Origin of the sequence: Nostoc sp. KVJ3 (assembly GCF_026127265.1) — a bacterium.
GTDB lineage: Bacteria > Cyanobacteriota > Cyanobacteriia > Cyanobacteriales > Nostocaceae > Nostoc.
On the sequence record NZ_WWFG01000002.1, the window covers coordinates 404,029 to 424,006 of the forward strand.

At 41.3% G+C, this 19,978-nt stretch carries 17 protein-coding genes and 1 pseudogene; 10 read left to right on the forward strand and 8 right to left on the reverse strand.

The window, feature by feature from the left end:
* The 3 genes from GTQ43_RS17750 (at position 1) to GTQ43_RS17760 (ending at position 2,302) form a co-directional block, all read left to right on the forward strand.
* Positions 1-822: an NADPH-dependent oxidoreductase gene (locus GTQ43_RS17750; protein WP_265274070.1), complete on the forward strand. Its 822-nt coding sequence runs from the start codon at positions 1-3 to the stop codon at positions 820-822.
* A 539-nt stretch (positions 823-1,361) separates the two neighbouring features.
* On the forward strand, positions 1,362-1,589 hold the full coding sequence (locus GTQ43_RS17755) for a hypothetical protein (protein WP_265274071.1): 228 nt from the start codon (positions 1,362-1,364) through the stop codon (positions 1,587-1,589).
* A 233-nt stretch (positions 1,590-1,822) separates the two neighbouring features.
* A complete protein-coding gene (locus tag GTQ43_RS17760) occupies positions 1,823-2,302 on the forward strand; it encodes a phosphate-starvation-inducible PsiE family protein (protein WP_265276484.1) in 480 nt (159 codons plus the stop codon).
* A gap of 85 nt (positions 2,303-2,387) precedes the next feature.
* On the opposite strand, the pseudogene GTQ43_RS17765 reads toward GTQ43_RS17760, so the two are convergent.
* A pseudogene (locus GTQ43_RS17765) lies at positions 2,388-2,507 on the reverse strand (flagellar assembly protein H); the annotation flags it as partial.
* Positions 2,508-2,674: 167 nt separating this feature from the next.
* Between GTQ43_RS17765 and GTQ43_RS17770 the strand changes: the two are divergent.
* From GTQ43_RS17770 to GTQ43_RS17790, 5 genes are all read left to right on the forward strand, one after another.
* Positions 2,675-3,559 (forward strand): substrate-binding domain-containing protein, encoded by an 885-nt coding sequence (locus GTQ43_RS17770; RefSeq protein WP_265274073.1) that lies wholly within the window; start codon positions 2,675-2,677, stop codon positions 3,557-3,559.
* Between the two features lie 78 nt (positions 3,560-3,637).
* Complete coding sequence (locus GTQ43_RS17775; protein WP_265274074.1) at positions 3,638-4,336, forward strand: ABC transporter permease; 699 nt, start codon at positions 3,638-3,640, stop codon at positions 4,334-4,336.
* A complete protein-coding gene (locus tag GTQ43_RS17780) occupies positions 4,333-5,415 on the forward strand; it encodes an energy-coupling factor ABC transporter ATP-binding protein (RefSeq protein WP_265274075.1) in 1,083 nt (360 codons plus the stop codon). The genes GTQ43_RS17775 and GTQ43_RS17780 overlap by 4 nt, the downstream gene beginning before the upstream one ends.
* Positions 5,416-5,558: 143 nt before the next feature.
* On the forward strand, positions 5,559-5,849 hold the full coding sequence (locus GTQ43_RS17785; protein ID WP_265274076.1) for a type II toxin-antitoxin system Phd/YefM family antitoxin: 291 nt from the start codon (positions 5,559-5,561) through the stop codon (positions 5,847-5,849).
* The gene (locus GTQ43_RS17790) at positions 5,833-6,180 is read left to right on the forward strand and encodes a type II toxin-antitoxin system RelE/ParE family toxin (protein ID WP_265274077.1); all 348 of its coding nucleotides are present in this window, start codon (positions 5,833-5,835) and stop codon (positions 6,178-6,180) included. The genes GTQ43_RS17785 and GTQ43_RS17790 overlap by 17 nt, the downstream gene beginning before the upstream one ends.
* Positions 6,181-6,447: 267 nt before the next feature.
* Here the strand turns inward: GTQ43_RS17790 and GTQ43_RS17795 are convergent, their stop codons facing one another.
* Positions 6,448-7,041 (reverse strand): TetR/AcrR family transcriptional regulator, encoded by a 594-nt coding sequence (locus tag GTQ43_RS17795; protein ID WP_265274078.1) that lies wholly within the window; start codon positions 7,039-7,041, stop codon positions 6,448-6,450.
* A 1,187-nt stretch (positions 7,042-8,228) separates the two neighbouring features.
* Here GTQ43_RS17795 and vnfD point away from each other — a divergent pair.
* Both vnfD and GTQ43_RS17805 read left to right on the forward strand, forming a co-directional pair.
* Positions 8,229-10,220: a nitrogenase vanadium-iron protein, alpha chain gene (gene vnfD, locus GTQ43_RS17800; protein WP_265274079.1), complete on the forward strand. Its 1,992-nt coding sequence runs from the start codon at positions 8,229-8,231 to the stop codon at positions 10,218-10,220.
* Between the two features lie 405 nt (positions 10,221-10,625).
* Positions 10,626-10,862 carry a hypothetical protein gene (locus GTQ43_RS17805; RefSeq protein ID WP_265274080.1) on the forward strand — a complete coding sequence of 79 codons (237 nt, stop codon included), beginning with the start codon at positions 10,626-10,628 and terminating at the stop codon, positions 10,860-10,862.
* Positions 10,863-11,044: 182 nt separating this feature from the next.
* Here the strand turns inward: GTQ43_RS17805 and GTQ43_RS17810 are convergent, their stop codons facing one another.
* The 6 genes from GTQ43_RS17810 to GTQ43_RS17835 form a co-directional block, all read right to left on the reverse strand.
* Entirely contained in the window at positions 11,045-11,959 is a 915-nt protein-coding gene (locus GTQ43_RS17810) for a type I restriction endonuclease (RefSeq protein ID WP_265274081.1), read from the reverse strand.
* Between the two features lie 182 nt (positions 11,960-12,141).
* Positions 12,142-13,452: a nitrogenase iron-molybdenum cofactor biosynthesis protein NifN gene (gene nifN / locus GTQ43_RS17815; RefSeq protein ID WP_265274082.1), complete on the reverse strand. Its 1,311-nt coding sequence runs from the start codon at positions 13,450-13,452 to the stop codon at positions 12,142-12,144.
* Complete coding sequence (nifE, locus tag GTQ43_RS17820; protein ID WP_265274083.1) at positions 13,452-14,963, reverse strand: nitrogenase iron-molybdenum cofactor biosynthesis protein NifE; 1,512 nt, start codon at positions 14,961-14,963, stop codon at positions 13,452-13,454. Before nifE ends, nifN begins: the two co-directional genes overlap by 1 nt.
* A gap of 371 nt (positions 14,964-15,334) precedes the next feature.
* The gene (nifH, locus tag GTQ43_RS17825) at positions 15,335-16,300 is read right to left on the reverse strand and encodes a nitrogenase iron protein (RefSeq protein ID WP_265274084.1); all 966 of its coding nucleotides are present in this window, start codon (positions 16,298-16,300) and stop codon (positions 15,335-15,337) included.
* Positions 16,301-16,774: 474 nt separating this feature from the next.
* Positions 16,775-17,908, reverse strand: a complete 1,134-nt coding sequence (locus GTQ43_RS17830; RefSeq protein ID WP_265274085.1) for a substrate-binding domain-containing protein — start codon at positions 17,906-17,908, stop codon at positions 16,775-16,777.
* A gap of 564 nt (positions 17,909-18,472) precedes the next feature.
* A complete protein-coding gene (locus GTQ43_RS17835) occupies positions 18,473-19,972 on the reverse strand; it encodes an ATP-binding protein (protein WP_265274086.1) in 1,500 nt (499 codons plus the stop codon).
* Positions 19,973-19,978: the final 6 nt, after the last annotated feature.

Consider the following 19,978-nt stretch of genomic DNA (forward strand, 5'->3'; position numbering starts at 1 on the left):
ATGACTAATCCTACAGAACTACTGCGATCGCGCTACGGTGAAGTTCCCTTCAATCACGAAATTGACTGGAACGCATCTCTAGAAACGCTAATAGCTCACCGTTCAGTCCGGTCTTATCTATCCGATCCTTTACCACCAGGAACCCTAGAATGGCTAGTTGCTGCTGCTCAATCTGCTCCTAGTTCAGCTAATATGCAAACCTGGAGTGTGGTAGCGATTGAAGATCCAGAGCGTAAAGCAGAATTATGCAAGCTAGCTAATAACCAAGTATGGATTAACCAAGCTCCTGTATTCTTCGTTTGGTTAGCAGATTTAGGTCGTCTAGCTCATGTTGCCCTAAGTCGCGGACTAACTCCCGTAGCTCTGGATTACGTAGAACTGTTGGTTAAAGCCATAGTCGATGCTTCAGTCGCAGCGCAAAATGCGATTGTCGCTGCTGAATCTGTTGGTTTAGGAACGGTGTATATCGGCGCAATCCGCAAAAGTACTCAAGAGGTAGCCACATTATTGAATTTGCCACCTTTTGTATTCCCTGTGTTTGGGTTGTGTGTGGGTTATCCCAATCCTGAAGCGCAACCTGCTGTTAAGCCGCGTTTACCTCAGCCAGCCGTATTCCACCGGGAAACCTATAAATTGGCAGAGCAAGATGAAGCGATCGCTCACTACAATGATATCATGAAAGAGTTCTACACTGAACAAAAGATGAATGTCGCTGGTGATTGGTCGCAACACTCAGCCGAGCGAATAGCCACTTTAGACTATTTAAAAGGGTGCAAGGATTTGCGTGAGACTCTGAATAACTTCGGCTTCAAGTTGCTATAAAAGGAGTCAACAGCAAGAAGATACAAAGACATGGTAAGCATCCATTGTACCTCTAGTTTTAAACAAGCTACGCGCAAGAGGATAACTTTTAATGTCTGCACCAAAGCTTCTGAGGCTTAAAGACTCACAACCCTACACCCAGTCTCAAAAGATAATTTCGGTGCGTAAGTCTAAGGGATAGATATAGAACTTACGCACTATGAAAAAATTATGTTGTTGCGATCGCTACACTCGCATACTCCTGCAAAGAAGCAAGCTACACGGAGCATCTCCAAAAGTTGCAATCTCAAGTTTTCAGTGCATAAATCCTAAAATAGACCAGTTAACTTACCAGATATAGCAATTCTCCTGCTTGAAACCTTTGTACGAATTTGGGGAATCTGAAGGCATTTAAGCAGTCAATAGGCGAAAGATTTAATGGGTATTCCAGCAAGCTTTATCTTTCAAAAAAGGGCTGAACTCTAAGAATCGTTCTTGTTATGAGAATTGCTGACTAAAAATGTAGAATCAACCCGCGAAACAGAAAGGAGCTTCAGACAATGAATAATTTATCTACCAAAGACCTCAACAGACTACGCTCTCAAAGCAAAATAATTGTTAGTCGAGTCGAGATTTTCATCGAAACTTACTTATCAGAAACCTCCCTTGATGAGGATCTGGTTAACGAAACCTTACAAGAGATCATCAAAGCTGCGAATAACTTAACAACCGCAGCATCCAAGATGAAAACTGCCGAAACTGTACATAACCTCAACGGTTCCAAATAGTTTAATAGGGCTAAGTTCGTGAGTAACAAGATCCCCGGTTTCTTAAAGAACTCGGGGATCTGAACCTCTCAATTTTCACAAATCAAATAGGATTTCTATAGCTAAATAATAGGGATTGAATACAGTTCCGTTAGCGGATAGCTAAGGTTTAGCCCGTGCTGAGTAATCGATGCTAGATACTCAGCACTATTTCAGTTATGGAAATAAATGAATCTAGACTGTTAGGAAATACGATGCTCAAAGGGCTAACTTTAAACTTAAATGACTGGTTACAAAGAAATACAATTGTACGTAACCTGGAGTTTTTTCAAGATTTTATTATCATTTCTCTCTGCCTTGGTTTATTCTGTGTAATGCTCATCCGACTCGGAGATATGTTCTTCTCTTTTTTGAGTCCATTAGATTTGCGGCAAGTAACATCTGATATCCTGTTCATTTTGATTTTAGTAGAGTTATTCCGCTTGTTAATCGATCATCTACAACAACAGCGAACATCCGTGACCGCAGCAGTAGAAATTACTATTGTTTCTGCTTTAAGAGAGGTAATTTTGCGCGGTGTTCTCGAAATTCCCCGCGACCAAATTTGGGGAATAGCTGTATTTTTAGTAGTGTTAACAGGAATCATGGTAGCTTTACCTTGGATATCTCGTTTTCTTGAAAAGGTCAAAACTCCTAACTCAGAAACAGCAGAAGAAAACGCAACTATGGGTTGAAAATCTTATACTTTTTGATTAAGCTGTAACCACAAATACTGTTTGAAGATTAGTTAGCGATCGCAACATTAACTCTATAGAGATTAGGTTCGAGGGAAAGTTCAGAGGGTTTTAGCTCTGTCAGCGTAATAGACTCTCCCAATAGCCAACTGGCAAAGTCGGCTGAGAAGTTTTCGGCAAAAAATCGACAAGTATCGTGATACATAGACAGATCGTACGGCTTTGTAATACCTAGAATCTTTCTGAGCATCAGAATTGTCTGGAAAACAACATAAATGGTTGATTTCCTACTCAATCTTGCTTATACTTCCCAATGTAAGGTTTACTTGCGATAGTAAAAAATATTGGCACACAGATTGCTAGGAGAGTGCAATGATCAATAATCGAACTGTGCGCGATGCGTGTTTGGTAAGTTTTCTGGCGATTCTTTGCATCGGCTTTGGTAGTAACTTAATCAAGCAAGAGCCAACTATTGGACAGTCACCAGCTAAGAAAGATGTGATTGTGGCGATGACAACCAGCATTGAGGACAGTGGGCTGCTAGATGATTTAGTTCCCGCAATTGAAAAGAAAACAGGATATAAGCTCAAAAAGGTTGCAGTCGGTACCGGACAAGCTTTGGCTCTGGCTGAAAAAGGTGAAGTTGACGCGCTATTTGTCAATTCACCTAAAGCCGAACGCAAAGTTTTGGCAGGTGGTGCAGTGATTAATCGTCACTTAGTAATGCACAATGACTTTGTGATCGTCGGGCCAGATACTGACAAGGCAAATATCCGAGGGAAAAAGAATGCTGTAGAAGCATTCTCCCTGATTGCTAAAAACCAAGCATTGTTTGTATCGCGGGGTGATGACTCAGGTACTAATAAGCTAGAGAAAGATTTATGGAAACAGGCAAATGTCACACCCTCTGGCACTTGGTATCAGCAAACAGGTTCAGGGATGGCGGAAACTTTGCAAGTTGCTAATCAAAAACTAGGATATACCTTAGCGGATCGGGCAACATATATATTTCAGAAGAAAAACCTGTCTTTACCCATACTGGTGCAAGGAGACAAGAAACTATTGAATTTATACCATGTAATGGAAGTAAATTCTCAGAAATTCCCCAGAGTTAATAGTGCAGGAGCTAAAGCTTTTATTAATTATGTCTTATCTCCTGAAGGACAGACACTAATTGCAGCCCACGGTAAAAAAGAGTTCAAACAAGCGCTATTTTATGGTGATGCGGGTAAAACAGAGAAAGATTACGGCTTTTAAACAAACTTGAGCATCAGATCATCAAGGCTTGCTCTACTGCATATTTCAGTATTCTTTATCTAATTCTGTAAGAGATTTGTGAATACAATCATCGAAGGGGCTGTGAAAGCTCTTGAGCTATTAACCGATGGCGATTGCGATGTTTTTCAGGTGATGACAATGACGTTGTTTGTATCTGGAACAGCTACAGCCATTAGCGTTTTGCTGGGACTCCCATTAGGAATGTGGCTAGCATTAGTGGATTTTGCCGGCAAGCAGACTCTGAATAGTTTGATTAACTTTGGTATGGGATTACCACCGGTCGTAATCGGCTTAGTAGTCAGTGTATTTTTGTGGCGATCTGGGCCATTGGGAAACCTTGATTTGATTTATACACCCACAGCGATGATCGTCGCCCAAGCAATCATTGCTTTTCCAATTGTCGCTGGCTTCAGTTTTACAGCAATTATCAGTATTAATCCGAAACTACGCTGGCGACTGCTATCAATGGGGGCGACGCAGTGGCAAGTTAACTGGTTGCTGATTAAGGAAGCACGGTTAGGGTTAATGGCTGCTGTCATTGCCGGTTTTGGTCGCGTCATCTCGGAAGTTGGTGCATCGATGATGGTGGGCGGCAATATCAAGGGACAGACAAGAGTTTTGACTACAGCGATCGTTACGGAGGTAGGAAAAGGAAATTACGATGTGGCAATGGCGATCGCATACATCTTACTCATTATCACATACACCGTTATCGTGTTGCTGACTATCCTACAGCATGACAGGAAAATTCTATGAGTACTCACGAGTATGTCCTAAATATGCGACAGGTTAGTGTAGATAGCAAAACACATAAAAATATCCTGTCAATTGAAAATTTTGCAGTCCGTCCTGGGGAACTTGTCGCAATAATTGGCCCCAATGGTGCTGGTAAAAGCACTCTGTTAAGAACAATCAATCTATTGCAACCTTACAGTGGTGAGATGCAATTATTTGGCCAGGATATCCGCAATGCCAATAAAACATTGTTGCGTCGTCGTTCGGCTTTGGTATTTCAAGAAACATTACTACTAGATGACACAGTTTTTAATAATGTTGCCAAAGTATTAAAGTTTCGGGGAACACCCACACATAAGATTCCGCAAAGGGTACATACTGCCCTTGCAACTTTTGGCTGCGAACACTTGGCAAAACGTTCGGCTCGTTCGCTGTCTGGTGGTGAAGCCAAGCGGGTTTGTATTGCTTGTGGTTTAGTTGCTGATTCCGAATTGCTGCTTTTGGATGAGCCTTCTGCCTCTTTAGATGTGGGCATACGTCCCCAGATGATTGAAAAAATTAAAGAGTGGGCGCAAGCGAGGGGATCAGCAGTCATATTAGTCAGTCATAATTTTACAGATATACTGCATTTTGCCGATCGCGCGATCGCTTTATTTGACGGCTGTATTATCCAGGATGATAACTTGGAAACCATCATCCGCCGACCAGCTAATGAGCAGTTGGCTAGACTGGTAGGCATAGATAATATTATTCCGTGTGGGGTAGAACGCAGTAGCCGTAGAAGTTTTATCAAACTTGCAAACGGGATAGAGTTTTTATATCCTGGGGAAATCACAAAGCCAATTACTGCATGTTGTTTATCTGGCGATACTTTTAATGTTTACGATCCAAGTTCTTTAATGCAACACAAACCTGAGTCGGTAATTATTGAAGGGCTAGTAGAACGGGTTTTAAATGGTATTGGGATTTGTAGTATTTGGGTTAAGGTGGGAGAACAAACTTTAATCGCTAGAGTGCCTCGGAATCATATATTCGGCAGTTTATATCCCCATGAAATAATTAAGCTGGAATTTAATCCTCAAGATGCACATTTTGTTTAGAAAAAATGGCTCTGATTGGCAAAACCACACTCCAGCGCGTTAGCGTAGCGACTCCTGAAGGAGTATCGCTGTAATGGTTAGTTGCGATTGACAACATGTCCGCAAATAATTAACATGAAATTATCTGTTAATTCTATGAAAATATGACTCTCAGCCTTCGTAACATTTACTCACTGTCAGAATTTCAACGGGGTGCCAAAGCCTTTTTGGAAAAACTTAGGGGAACAAAAGAACCTATTATCCTTACTGTTAACGGGAAAGCGTCTGTAGTTGTTCAAGATGCCCAAAGCTATCAGGAATTGCTAGACAGGCTAGAACTTTTAGAGACAAGCGCAGGAATTCGCAAAAGTCTTGAGGAATTTGGGCTTGGTTTAGGTATCCCCCTAGACGAAGCATTCGAGCAGCTGCGAACAAAATATGACATACAAAGTTGAAATTTCTCCGACTGCGCTAGCTGATATCGAACAAATATTTCTCTGGATGCGGGAGTATTCTGTAGATACAGCCCATCAATGGGTCAGAGGGTGCTACGAAATTATGCTGACATTGGAAAAATTCCCTAACCGTTGTCCCATATCACCAGAAAGTGAGTACATGGGCATAGAAGTGCGGCAGCTCCTATACAAACAGCAATTTCGCATTTTGTTTACTGTTAGTGAGACTTCAGAAGAAGACAGAGGAATTGTTCGCATTCATCGAGTTCGTCATGGTTCACAAGAAAGGTTACGTCATCCCGAACAACTATTAGATGATGACGATGAATAAAACAGGAGTCAGAATACAGAATACAGAATTCAGAATTGGTGAATACTCTACCCATAAAGGGATAGAGTTTTAAGGCGAGAATATTTTAATTTTTTTCGCCCACCATTCCACTCGCTTTTAACCAATATTCAGACGCTCGCGGACTCGCTCATAGCGTTGCCATGCCGTTCGCGTTAGCGTCTCTGAAAGAGAAGGCTTTACGCTACGCTATCACCCACTCGTACAGAATTCAGACTGAATTCTGACTCCTGAGTTCTGAATTCTTCTTCATATAACGCCGGATTTTGATGCCGTTTGGATTAGGGTTGCTGCGACTTTTTTCGCCTGTGAAGCGGTTGACCAACTTCCTTCCATCATCGCCACCACGATCGCACCTTGCACGATGAGAAGCAGTTGTCTGGCTAACTGTTCCGGTGACGAAACTTCTGCGGCTTGAGCTAGGCTCTTAATGTAGTGGTAGATCGATTGTTGATGCTCCAATGCCACTCGATGTCCAGGATGGTCAGCATTGGCTAGTTCCACTGAAGCATTAATGAATGCACAACCTCGAAAATCTGGGCCCTCAAACCATTCCCGCAGGGCATCAAATATTGCCAGTAGTTGTTGGGATGGGTTAGAAGCTCGTTCTTCAATGGTGGTTTTGAGCCATTGGCACCATTCTTGATCCTGTTGTCGCAGCCACGCTTCAATCAAGGCATCTTTTGACTTGAAATGATTGTAGAGCGACATTTTCGCAACGCCAGATTCCGCAACGATTCTGTCAATGCCAACGTTGCGAATTCCTTCTCGATAAAACAAACCTGATGCTGTACTTAGGATGCGATCGTGAACAGATTTACGAGTTGTTTTCGGTTTAGTCATTTAGATCGCATCCTTGAATAATGTGTAATTATTAAATACTTCATCAATAAATACTGACAAAGATTTTCCCAATTTCAAGATTGTTTAAACTTCAAGCTAAACTATCTTTTTAAAGTAACTACATAAATGTGTAAACCATCTCAACCTTCTGTGAGGTTTTTACGTTATAGCTATTGTAGACACTGTAATAAAGATAAATAAGTATACCGTTATACTCCGAGTTTAAAATAGTTTTTAACTCTGTATCAGAATGTATATCAACATTACAAAATAACAATTGGTTCAAATAAAAACACTCTTAACTATTCTTTGGTTTGTTTTAAATACCAGGTTGCTTGATTCATTTGGAAGCTTAATTAAGTTTGTTTTACCTAATTGCTTAAATCGCAAATAATATTATTTATCGATTGCTTATTCTATTCTTTCATTCGCCAAAGCTTCGATTCTTTCTAAGGATTTAAGAAAAAACTATCTGTAAAGAATAAAGGGTTTATCCCAAAAGTGATTGATGAACTGCAAGCAGACCAAAGTCCCCCCGAACTCCAGAACTGCTACCGATCAATGACTTCCACAATCCTCCAGAAACTTGTGGAGCAAGACCATCAGTTCATCAAACAATTGGTTAACTTATGGGATTTGGCTTCATCACTACAGCGCAAGTGCTTGGAGATCCTTTGTGCGTGAAGTGGTTTAGATTCCCTATAAATAAAGAATATCATACATCTGGCCAAATTACTTGCGCTGATGAATTAATTTACAAAGAGTATTCGTGGTTACAATTAGTTCTCATCTAGAGAGCCTGAAAGCTAATAATTGCGTTATTCTGTTGTTTAAAATTGAGTAATGATCGCCAATTTATCCAAGTGGAACATCCATAAGCAAGATAGGAACTCAATCATTTATCTCTGATTTTCTAGTTAGAATGGTCTGTCTATTTACATTGCTAAATTCCTTATATATCTATAGTAATTATGTTTCGAATTCTATACAGAATTGTCTATTTCTTATTAAGCTTACCCTTGTGGACTCAACATTTATCTTCACTATTGTTATGAGAGTTACTATTATTAATTAGAAAGGTTGATAGGATTTTGAAATCAAGGAAGTCAAAGAAGTTTTCTGATGATAAGAGAAATATCAAAGTATCTTTCTTGATATCAGCTATTTGCACAAGGAGCAATCTAGCCATGCCAATGAAGTTGTTTAAGTGCGACGAAACCATCCCCGAACGGGAGAAGCACATATACATCAAAGAAAAAGGAGAAGATACAACCCAGTTTCTCCCCAGCGCCCACGTCGAAACCATTCCCGGCTCATTATCTGAACGCGGATGCAGCTATTGTGGTGCAAAGCTGGTAATTGGTGGTGTTCTCAAAGATACCATCCAATTGATACATGGGCCTGTAGGCTGTGCTTATGATACCTGGCACACCAAACGCTATCCCAGCGACAATGGCAACTTCCAACTCAAATATGTCTGGTCATCAGACATGAAGGAACAGCACGTTGTCTTCGGTGGTGAAAAGCTACTCAAAAAGGCAATGCTGGAAGCCTTTGCCGAATTTCCTGACATCAAACGGATGATGGTGTACACCACCTGCTCTACTGCTTTGATTGGTGATGATATCAAGCCTGTAGTCAAAGAAGTCGAAAAAGAATTGGGTGATGTAGACATCTTCACCGTTGAATGTCCTGGTTTTGCTGGAGTAAGTCAATCCAAAGGACACCACGTGTTTAACATGGGGTGGATGACAGATAAAGTCGGAACATACGAGCCAGAAATTACTAGCCCATATACAATCAATGTGATTGGTGACTACAACATCCAAGGTGATACCTTTGTGATGGAGAAGTACATGGAAAAAATGGGCATCCAAATTATTGCCCATTTTACCGGCAATGGTACTTATGACTCATTACGTGGGATGCACAGAGCGCAGTTGAATGTGACTAACTGTGCGCGTTCTGCGGGGTATATTGCCAATGAGTTAAAGAAAAAATATGGTATTCCCCGGATCGATGTGGATACTTGGGGTTTTGATTATGCTAAGGAAGGGTTACGCAAAATCGGGGCTTTCTTTGGAATTGAAGATCGAGCCGAAGCGGTGATTGCTGAAGAAGTTGCTAAATATGAGTCGAAGTTAGAGTGGTATAAAGAGCGCTTGACTGGGAAAAAGGTCTGTATTTGGACTGGAGGCCCACGTTTGTGGCACTGGACTAAAGCCCTAGAAGACGATTTGGGGATGCACGTTGTGGCGATGTCCTCCAAGTTTGGACACCAAGAGGATTTTGAGAAGGTAATTGCTAGAGGTGAAGAAGGGACTATCTATATTGATGATGGCAATGAACTGGAGTTCTTTGAGGTGCTGGAGATGGTCAAGCCGGATTTGGTGTTGACTGGCCCGAGGGTGGGTGCTTTGGTGAAGAAGTTGCATTTGCCTTATGTGAATGGTCACGGCTATCACAATGGCCCTTATATGGGTTTTGAAGGTGCGGTGAATATGGCTCGCGATATGTACAATGCCATTTATTCTCCTCTGATGAAACTCGCTCAATCTGATATCCGTGGTCAGCAAATGAAAACTGTTATCCCTGAAGAAAATAGGAAACTTATAGAGAGCGAAGTACAACAATTGAAATCTTTTGATGTTATATCAACCGAACCTATCGCACCACTTGAAAGTTCAAATTTTGAAACTCAGCCATTGCTACTAGCTGCTGATCAACCATTACATCTGGAAAGCGAAGTGCAACAATCGAAATCTTTTGATATTACATCAACCGAACCTATCGCACCACTTGAAAGTTCAAATTTTGAAACTCAGCCATTGCTAATAGCTGCTAATCAACCCTTACCTCAATGGCAGCAATTTGGCAGTAAATTTTCTGCCTTTTTAGAGCAATTACCTAAATATTTAGGTAATTTTTCTACTGAATACCAACTGCCAATTATTTGTTTTGCTACAATTATTACAGCGACTGTGGCAGTTAAGCTGATTATAGCTATATTAGATGTACTAAATGAGATTCCGCAGTTAAATCTAGTTTTTGAGTTGACTGGAATTGGTTACATAACTTGGTTTGTTTTCCGATATCTAATCAAAGCTTCTACTCGGCAAGAATTAGCTGCACAAATTAGTTTTATCCAAAAAGAAATTGTTGAGGGACAAGATTCATAAGCTGCTATGCCTGTACATTTGCTTTCTTTCATAATGAAAGAAAGCACAAGGTAAATGAACGCATTCATACTACCTAAAAACTTTGGCAACAAACTTACTTATGAAAGTTGACGTTGGTGTAACTGCTACTGATGGGAGCAAAATACCGCCTTGGCTTTCCCAGTTCATTATTTGACCAGGGTCAACAGCTTTACTCTGTTGCGATCGCTATAATCGATCACATGCTGGCATTGAGCATCGGGCGTGGTTGAGTTGAGTCTAGCGATCGCGTCCAGAATTATCGCAAAACCGAGATCGCTACACCCAAAATGCTATTTAGGCTAATCGGATTTTTTCACTAGTCGATAAGGTAGCAGCAAATTTGTATTCTTTTGCAAAGCCAACACAACCAAAGGAGTAACCCCAATGACTCAATACCAAGACTTTATAGTAAACGCTTCTAAATTGATTGAGCAGGACGCTGACGCTAACTGGCTATTTCGCTACATCGGCGATGGACTCACTGAACATGGATTCAGCACTAAGATGTCTGAAACTTATGCCGCACTCGTCATTGGGCAAGAGTTCTTCAATCCCAGTGAAAGTGATTTTACCTGTTATATCAACAGTGTACGATCAGCGTTCCCACAGGTGAGTCCTTAAGGTCACGACACACTGCTAGAAGTAACTAGTAAATACGTTCAAGACTACTATCACCCACAAGTAGATATACAAGAACTGTAGTCAGCAGAAAGCCTCTAAAGCGGCTTTCAAGACCATTACTTAGTTTGTGGAAGGTTCCTTTTTATGTATTACGAGCGCTAATTTCCATATTCTGTTACTCCTTAATGATTAAATATTTTGTGGGAATTTGGTATTGTACAAAAAGGTCGGTGAAGCAATTTTTTACTGATGCCAATTCCGTTTTTATCAAACACTATAAAGTGCAATACTTGCTCTAGGAAACGCCGTTTGTCAAAAATCCCTTGAATCAGCACCTCTAGTTCAGTTGCGCCCTTGGGAGGAAAATCTTCACCATCGATGGTGTACCAGGGTAAAAACTCCTGCCAGTTCGAGGTTAATGTACCGACTCGTGCCCGATTTTGGCAAGTGATAACTAGGAGTATATTGTAAGAAAACAGCTTCGGTATCTGTTGAGAGTAAGACTGGATTTGCCGATAACCTGCTTGGAACATGGCTCGTTCATTGCTTGGATCAATCGAGACAATAACTGCTAAGGGTAAACCGTTGATAAAGACAACTACATCAGGACAGTGAGCATAATTCCCCTCAACAACAGTCAAGGGATGAATAGCTAGCCAATCATTGTTCAGTAGATTAGAAGTATCAATGAGGCACACTTTGTCATGAACTATTTCTTCGTTATACAGGTATTCAACTTCTACACCATTGGTCAACAATTTGTGAAAGCGAAGGTTATTTTCCAGCAAGTCGGAACTCTCTGTACAAGTGATCTGATGGATAGCTGCGGCGATCGCTCCATCCGGTTTTGTCGGGTTAATTTTCTGCAAAGCACTATGAAGGCGCTGATACAAAACCACATCACTATAACTACTCCGCCCTATCTGGTGCTTACCTAAAGCAATGTCTGGTTCTAACAAAACTGTGTAGCCAATAACCTCGAACCAAGTGAGCAAAGATGGTGTAATGACAGATTGTGTAACGTCAAAACGGCGGCGAAGTTTTCTTGTCACACAACTCGCTTTGGCAGTTGTTTTTTTTAGCTGTGCTGGATTCATGAAGAAGACTTAATTTGAGTCAATGGAGTAACTAGGCAATAGTTACTGGCATTGGTTGGTATATTCACAGATGGAGTATACGGTTTGATAGTAACTATCAAAGCTAAAGTTGATCGCCAAGATTGTATCTTGGGTTACATATTACCAATATTTCTGGTAAAAATAGTTAGAATTAGCTCTGTTTAATGTTTAACCTTTGCTTCAGCCTCTAAAAACAGATTGCCAATATCAAATAAAAGCTGCATAGTACCTCGGTAGCCAACCTTGGTAAACTGACTATGATCTAAGCGATCGCAAATAGGAATCCCTTGACGGTAGAGAGGAATTTTTAAGCGTTGAGCGATCGCCACTCCATGAGAGTTGGTAATCAGCAAATCAGATCCAACCGCCAGTTGCTCAAAGTCTTCCAAATCGCCGATAGTGACGCTAGGAATCGGCAGTTTTTCTAACAGAGGAAAGCGTGTTGTTGTCACTGCTGCGTGAATTTGAACTCCTAGCGATCGCAAAAAAGCAACTGTTGACCACAGTAAATCGGGTTCCAGCGCCAAAGCAACTCGCTTGCAACCAAAGTAAAAATGATTCTCCAGCATCACGTGTTGTAACTGACGGCGTTGACGGCGGTATTTCTCCGGTACGCTGACACCACTGATATCCGCCAAAGCTTGCAAGAATTTATCTACTGCTAGTAGTCCTGTCAGTTCACTAAATACTTCATAAGGTATGTTGAATCTCTTTTCCAAAATTTGCGCCCCAGCCCGCATACTTTCACCTAATGCCAAAGTAAATGCAGAACTACCAATTGAACGTAACTGTGCTACATTTGTACCATTAGCTGTAATGGCGCTAGATGAATCTTCTATATGACCATCTAGAACACCAGAAAGGTCAGGTACAACAATAGGTTCAAGTCCAAAAGAGGTGACAATCTCTTTGATTTCCTGTACATCCCCTGGTGTAAAGGCAGAACTCGCCAAAATTGTGATTTGTGTAGGACAAGCATCTTGCTTCTCGCCTTTTTGAGGAATTTCTCTAACCATACTCTCAACTGCACCAGCAAAGCCATCCTGTAATGTACCTTTGAAATCTGGTGTCGAGACAAGCACAATTGGTAAATAATCCAGTTCTGGGTGACGGTGGCGAATCTCTTTAACAAAGCGCCCCATATCATCGCCTCTGGTTTCCACGAGTCCAGTGCTACAAAGACCAATAATTTCTGGTTTGGATCTCTGCACCAAAGTCAAAATTGCTTGTTCAACTCTTTCCTCGCCACCCAAAATAGTTGCAACTTCTGTCATCGCTGTACTAGAAAGGGGAATCGTCTGACGGAAATGTTGTACTAATACTGCCTTAGTCAAAGCAGTACAGCCTTGAGAACCGTGTAATAAAGGCATTATTCCCTTCAACCCCAAAAAGGCTAAAACTGCACCCACAGTCTGGCTTTGCTTGAGGGGATTAACTGCAACTGATGTATTCGTAACACTAATAATTGCCATTAGATGTCCTCCTCTGAAGAAGATAAGGGGGATGAAGGGGATGAGAGAGATGAGGGAGATGAGGAGGATGAGGAAGAAATTTCTCCCCCTGCTTCCCCTGCTTCCCCTGCCTCCCCTGCCTCCCCTACCTCTACTCCCCCATCCTCTGACCACGGGGCTGGCTGACATACTTGCTCCCACACAGGGCTGTAAAAAGCGGCATACAGTTCTCGTGTTATCTCTAAAATTCCTATATAACCTGCATAGGCATGGTTGCGTTCTTGATTAATATCTAGAAATGGAATCCTAGCAGTGAGAGAGATGTCTTGATAGCATTTCTCAGCAATTAACATATCAGCTTGATTTTCGTTAATTATCTGGAAAATTTCTTGAGGACTTTCTTGTTCTAGAATTATGCCATCTTGACCCAGCAAACTGTTGACTCTAATTCTATCCTCCTCAGCATTATTCTTAGTCAGAATAGCAATAACTTCCATCCCCAATTTCTTAGCAGCAAAGATAATCAACCAACTCTTGAAACTTCCAATAGAAAGGATAACCTGCTTACCTTGCAATTGGGTGATATAAAGAGCAAGTTTTTCATCTATTGCAGCAGTTTCTTCTGCAATTAACTTTTCTGTACGTTCCTGCAAATCAGGATTATCCAACTTTACGGCAATATTCCTTAGAAACTGATTGATTTGCTCTATGCCATAGATAGACTCTTCAATATAGGGAATGCCATATTGTTTCTCCATCCTTTTCGCCATGTTAATTAGTGCTTTAGAGGAGAGCAGCACGTTAAGTTTGGCGCGATGTGCATAGCAAACTTCTTTGTAGACAGCATCGCCTGTAATTTTTGCCAAAACTCTGATACCTAATTTCTCCAACAACGGTAGAACATTCCATATTGCACCTGCAATATTGTATTCACCAATTATGTTGATATCATAAGGTGTAATAGTATCTGGTTCAACTGTTCCAATAACGTGTGAAAGCATTGCTTCACCAGCGACACGGTTGCCCAAATTTTGGTTGCCAATGAATCCAGGACAATGTACAGGGATAGTTGGTATTCCTGTTTTCTCGGTAGCATCTTTGCAAACTCCCTCGATGTCATCGCCAATCAAAGCGGTGATACAAGTGGCGTAAACAAATACCGCCGCAGGTTTGTAGCGTCTTTGTAATTCTAAAATGCCTTTGTACAGCTTTTTAGCTCCACCGAAGATAATATCACTCTCATCAATGTCGCTGCTAAAGCGTATTTTATACAGCATCGAACCAGAAGAAAGACTGCTGTAACTTCCCCAAATACTAGCAGCACAGCCACTTGGCCCGTGAACTACATGAGCAGCATCGGTGATTGGTACAAGAGTAATCATTGCACTATCAAAAGCGCAACTCCCTTGAGTAGTTCCAGGTTGGGGTAATTGTGTGGAAGACTTTTTTTTCTTTTGTATCTGCTGCTGACGAGCATCTTCAGAATTAGAGTCACTGAGTGAATCGTTGGTTTTTCCTGGAGTAGGATTCATTTGTTTCGTGACAAGAGGTAGAAATTTTTAGATATTAGCTAAATTCCCAAAGGCTGAGGAGGATTTTTATTTATTCACCGTGTATCTAAAGATGGAATAAAAGGGGATAAGAAGTTATCTTTCTCATCCCCTAAAACATAAACATCATCTAGGTTAGAGAAGGAGAAAACAAAAACATGAACTAGACTACCAAATTATTAATGTTGTCAGGTACACGTTAGTGTATTAGTGTTAACACGGTGAAGAAAAAGCGCACAGAGTTAAGATTAGCTATTCGACTACCTCCATTTTAAATGATTGTTGAGAAGGTGGGCTATTCTCGCCCACCTAATATTTACTTTGGATTTAGCACCTGATTTTGAAGAATAAGCTTACTTCTTCTCGCTACCGGAAACTATTTCTACGTTTCCTTTTTTCAGTGCTTCTAGTGCTTCACCTTCAGCATCTTCTTGTTTTTTAGCTGCATCTGCTTGGCTAATCATTTTTGCAGCATTTTCTTCACTCTCAAGGATACCGAATTCAATCAACAAATCTTCTAATTCATCCATTTCGATGGGTGTAGGAACAGCAAGATTTGTATTATTGATAATCTTGTCTGCTAGTGTACGGTATTCATTAGCTTGTCCACTATCAGGTGCGTACTCATTCACCGTCATCCGCCGCAATTCGGCGTGTTGCACGATATTGTCACGGGGAACGAAGTGAATCATCTGAGTACTTAATCTGGCTGCAAGAGTGCTAATCAGTTCATCTTCCCGGTCAGTTTTGCGGCTGTTACAAATCAGCCCACCCAAACGTACCCCACCAGTGTGAGCATATTTGAGAACGCCACGAGCAATGTTATTAGCTGCAAACATCGCCATCATTTCACCAGAGGTAACAATGTAGATTTCTTGGGCTTTACCTTCACGAATTGGCATCGCAAAACCACCACACACAACGTCGCCCAATACGTCGTAGGATACGAAATCTACATCTGAGTAAGCGCCGTTTTCTTCAAGGAAGTTGATAGCGGTGATGATACCCCGACCGGCGCAACCTACGCCAGGTTCTGGCCCACCTGATTCCACGCATCTGATATTTCGGAAACCAGTGATTACCACTTCTTCGAGTTCGATATCTTCCACAGCACCGCGTTCAGCAGCTAAGTGCAACACGGTGGTTTGGGCTTTACAGTGCAAAATCAATCGGGTAGAGTCAGCTTTGGGGTCACATCCGACAATCAAGATGCGTTTACCCACTTCTGCCATTGCAGCCAGGGTATTTTGGGAAGTGGTAGATTTACCAATACCACCTTTACCGTAAAAAGCAATCTGTCTAATTTTTTCGTCGGACATGATGATTAATCCTGTGATTGTTTGTTTGCTGAGTCTTTTGGTTCATGAGGCGATGCCTACGGCGGTAAACTACGCACTTTGTGACTACCGGAAGTAATTGCTGTAAAATTACAGCAGCAACTTGATATAGAACGTAGTTGGAGGCGCTCGTTCTACAGCAAAAAGAGTCTGAATCCAGAACATTATTCAAGTTGTAGTCAGTTTTCGTTGGTTATTAGTCATTGTTTTTTCTGACTAATAGCTAGAGCAATAAGATATCACTCAAGGAATATTGCAAGCATTACCATCCGTTCACTCAAATGATTTCTCTGACGGGAGTAATACCAATTGCAAAAAAGAAAGCTACAGATTCCAAACTGGAAATCCTAATTACGAATTATCAAAGGTTGCTCATACCTCAAGAGTGGTTGCAGCAGGAATTGAAATTTACGCCAAGTATTCCTTTAATCACACAACCAACCATTGCAATCCACTCTAAACAGTCGCTACAACTTCCCCAATTTTGCTGATATCATAACCACCGAGAATTTCAAATTGTGAGTGAACCATCCGATGTCCCAAAGTACTGAGCAACTGCTGTACTGGTGCAACTTCGAGATATTCTTTGAGAATCACCAAATCATATCGTGACTGATGTAAAGGGATAAATCCCAGCCCAAAAGCGGTAGCTACAGATGCCGTACTCATACCAGCATCAGCAATTCCTAATCCCACAGCTTGGGCAACATCTTGATGACTTTTAAGTATATTGTCAAAGCCCTGAACAGCATCGAACGGTATCTGCTCTTTTTGGAGTGTTTGTTCCAAAAGCATCCGACTACCAGAACCGATTTCGCGGTTGACAATAGTCCCGCCCCCTGCAACTAAGTCTTTAACTGTTCTAATTCCCATTGGGTTGCCAGGCTTCAATACAAGTCCCTCTTCCCAAACACCAAGGGTAATCAGAACTGCTTCCCTCCCAGCCAGAACATCTCGAACAAAGGGAGTATTATACTCACCAGTTTCAGGATCGTACAGATGCATCCCTGCGATGTGCGCTTCACCTCTGCATAAACTGTGCAATGCAGCCATGCTATTGGCGAAGTTATATTGGACTCGCAGTTGGGGATGCCAGCGTTCGGTGGCTCTTGCCCACAATGAAATCACAGGGGCACAACCAGCAATCACAACTGTGTTGTGAAGTGTGTCGAGATTATCGTCTAAAAGACGGACTCGAACTTTATTTGTACCTGCTTGGCTAGTACCTTCACCGTCAGCCGGAATCATATCTTGGCGAAAAGCATCCTTACCAATCAAGGGATAAGCTATCCATTGTCCGCCTACACGAGCTATGCTAACTCGTAGCTGCTGACCTTTAGGAACAGGTTTGGCAAGAACGGCTTCAATTTCAGGTAAATCCCGCTCTAACCAGAATAGATCCTCTACTTGACAACCAAGCGCCTTCGCCAAACGAAGTGTTATGGCCACTGAGGGAGCATATAGTCCCGACTCTACACCGCTAATTGTTTGACGAGTTACACTAGCGATGTTAGCCAAATCTTGTTGGCTCATGCCTAAGCGAGTTCTGATTGACTTCAAGTTATTACGGAGGTCACTATCCTGCTTCATTGGCTTTGTCTCTTAGTTTCAAAAAGCCGTAGCGGATTTAACTTGCATCTGCCAAGGCAAAGTCTTGTCTTTGAGTTTAGATCATTTCTCTTTGACGATTTCTTTTGCTTTGGCTGTCTTGATTCCCTATATAAAAAGACTATCACATCTATTGCCAGTTTGCTTGCCAAGCGCAAATTATTTTTGCAACTGGTTGATTTTTAGCTGCTCTTTTGGCTCGAAAGACCCAAATTCTAATCAACAGAGCATTTCTCTCGCATCAAAACTATACTAATTTTATCAAGAAAGGCAGAGGGCAGGAGGCAGAAGGCAGAAGGGAATACTGCCTCCTCCCTCTGCCTGTGACCGAACCGAACTTGGGTATAAAACCCCACCGTCTATACGGTGCTTACAATTGGTTGGGGTCTGAATCCCCAACGAAAAAGTTCCTTCTGCCCTCTGCCCTCAGCATAGATGCCTTCTTCAATGGCAAAAAGTAGTTTTGAATACAAGAGTGAATATAAAAACGTGTATCCGCCATGCAAGATACATCTCCGAAAAAGGATGTAGTTTTCAGCATCTTGTTTATAATTCCGAATTTAAGGGCAAAATGACTGTAAATGTAGTACCAACTCCAACTTGACTTGTGACACTAATTTGACCTCTATGAGCATCAATGCACTTTTTAACAATTACTAACCCCAAGCCAGTACCCGGAATTGATTGAACATTTGAGGCTCGGTAGAATGACTCAAAAAGTCGAGTTTGATCTGGTTCAGGAATGCCCATGCCTTGATCTTGAATATAAAAAATTGCCACTTTCTCAATTGGGTCGCATATTAAATCAAGCTGAATCTTGCCACCTCTTGGAGAATATTTAACTGCGTTGGAGAGTAGATTATTAAACATATAATGTAAGAGTCCTTCATCCATTACAGCGTCGGTACGATCGCTATGACAGGTAAAAACAATTTCACAGATGCTACTTTCAACAATAGAAAAATCTTCGATTAACCCTAGACAGAATTGCTCTAAGTTAAGAGGAGCGGGATTATATACGAGTTTTTCTGCCTCTGCTCGACCCATAAATAGCACTTCTTCCATCAGTTTTTCTAGAGATTGCACAGCACCTTGAATTCGCTTTAGATAAATACCTCTTTTTGCATCTGTCAAATTTTCTCTTTGCATTTCCATAAGTTCTACTGCCGTTTGAATAACAGTTAAGGGATTACGGAACTCATGAGATACGGTAGAGATAAATAAGGACTTGAGACGGCTAAGTTCTTGCTCCTTTTCCAAGGCTTGCTCTAGCAATTTTGTTTGGCGGCGATCGCTAAGATCCCAGAAAACAATTACTACACCATTTATCTGATCGGGTCGTCGCTTCAGTGGTGAAGCACTATCGCCAATTGGAACTCTTTTTCCGTCTCTTCTAATCAGAGATGTGAATTCTTTTAAATAAACAACCTGTTGCTCCCGTAGCACTTTTGTCACTGGATTTTCTAATATAGTCTCTGTAATTTCATCGACAATATGAAAAATATTCGTCGCCTCATTTCCTAAAGCATCTTTTTGTTGCCAGCCAGTCAGTGCTTCCGCTGCTGGATTCATAAATGTTACCCTTCCCTGCTCATTTGTAGCGATTACAGCATCACTCATTGAGTTTAAAAGAGTTGCTAACTGATCTCGATTCTCCCGTAGTTCACGCTCTAATTGGTGTTTTAAAAGACCGATCTCGATCGCTATTCTTAAATCTTTTGTCGTAAATGGCTTAACGATATATCCAAAAGGTTGAGTAATTTTAGCTCGTTCTAAAGTATGATCGTCACCATAAGCAGTTAAAAATATTATAGGTACATCTAACTGCTCACGAATCTGACTGGCGGTAGCAATACCATCCATGTCACCTTTAAGAATAATATCCATTAATACTAATTCTGGTTGAGTTTCTGATGCTTTGGCAATGGCAACTTTACCAGATGAAGCCGTTCCCGTAACAATGTAACCTAATTGGCTGAGTTGGCTAGCAATAGTTCTAGCCACAATCACTTCATCTTCAACAACTAAAATCCTAGCTTGACCCATTTGATA

Coding starts and splice junctions, on each gene's coding strand:
- GTQ43_RS17750 (WP_265274070.1), top strand. CDS start 1: ATGACTAATCCTACAGAACTACTGCGATCGCGCTACGGTGAAGTTCCC.
- GTQ43_RS17755 (WP_265274071.1), top strand. CDS start 1,362: ATGAATAATTTATCTACCAAAGACCTCAACAGACTACGCTCTCAAAGC.
- GTQ43_RS17760 (WP_265276484.1), top strand. CDS start 1,823: ATGCTCAAAGGGCTAACTTTAAACTTAAATGACTGGTTACAAAGAAAT.
- GTQ43_RS17770 (WP_265274073.1), top strand. CDS start 2,675: ATGATCAATAATCGAACTGTGCGCGATGCGTGTTTGGTAAGTTTTCTG.
- GTQ43_RS17780 (WP_265274075.1), top strand. CDS start 4,333: ATGAGTACTCACGAGTATGTCCTAAATATGCGACAGGTTAGTGTAGAT.
- GTQ43_RS17785 (WP_265274076.1), top strand. CDS start 5,559: ATGACTCTCAGCCTTCGTAACATTTACTCACTGTCAGAATTTCAACGG.
- GTQ43_RS17790 (WP_265274077.1), top strand. CDS start 5,833: ATGACATACAAAGTTGAAATTTCTCCGACTGCGCTAGCTGATATCGAA.
- GTQ43_RS17795 (WP_265274078.1), bottom strand. CDS start 7,041: ATGACTAAACCGAAAACAACTCGTAAATCTGTTCACGATCGCATCCTA.
- vnfD (WP_265274079.1), top strand. CDS start 8,229: ATGCCAATGAAGTTGTTTAAGTGCGACGAAACCATCCCCGAACGGGAG.
- GTQ43_RS17805 (WP_265274080.1), top strand. CDS start 10,626: ATGACTCAATACCAAGACTTTATAGTAAACGCTTCTAAATTGATTGAG.
- GTQ43_RS17810 (WP_265274081.1), bottom strand. CDS start 11,959: ATGAATCCAGCACAGCTAAAAAAAACAACTGCCAAAGCGAGTTGTGTG.
- nifN (WP_265274082.1), bottom strand. CDS start 13,452: ATGGCAATTATTAGTGTTACGAATACATCAGTTGCAGTTAATCCCCTC.
- nifE (WP_265274083.1), bottom strand. CDS start 14,963: ATGAATCCTACTCCAGGAAAAACCAACGATTCACTCAGTGACTCTAAT.
- nifH (WP_265274084.1), bottom strand. CDS start 16,300: ATGTCCGACGAAAAAATTAGACAGATTGCTTTTTACGGTAAAGGTGGT.
- GTQ43_RS17830 (WP_265274085.1), bottom strand. CDS start 17,908: ATGAAGCAGGATAGTGACCTCCGTAATAACTTGAAGTCAATCAGAACT.
- GTQ43_RS17835 (WP_265274086.1), bottom strand. CDS start 19,972: ATGGGTCAAGCTAGGATTTTAGTTGTTGAAGATGAAGTGATTGTGGCT.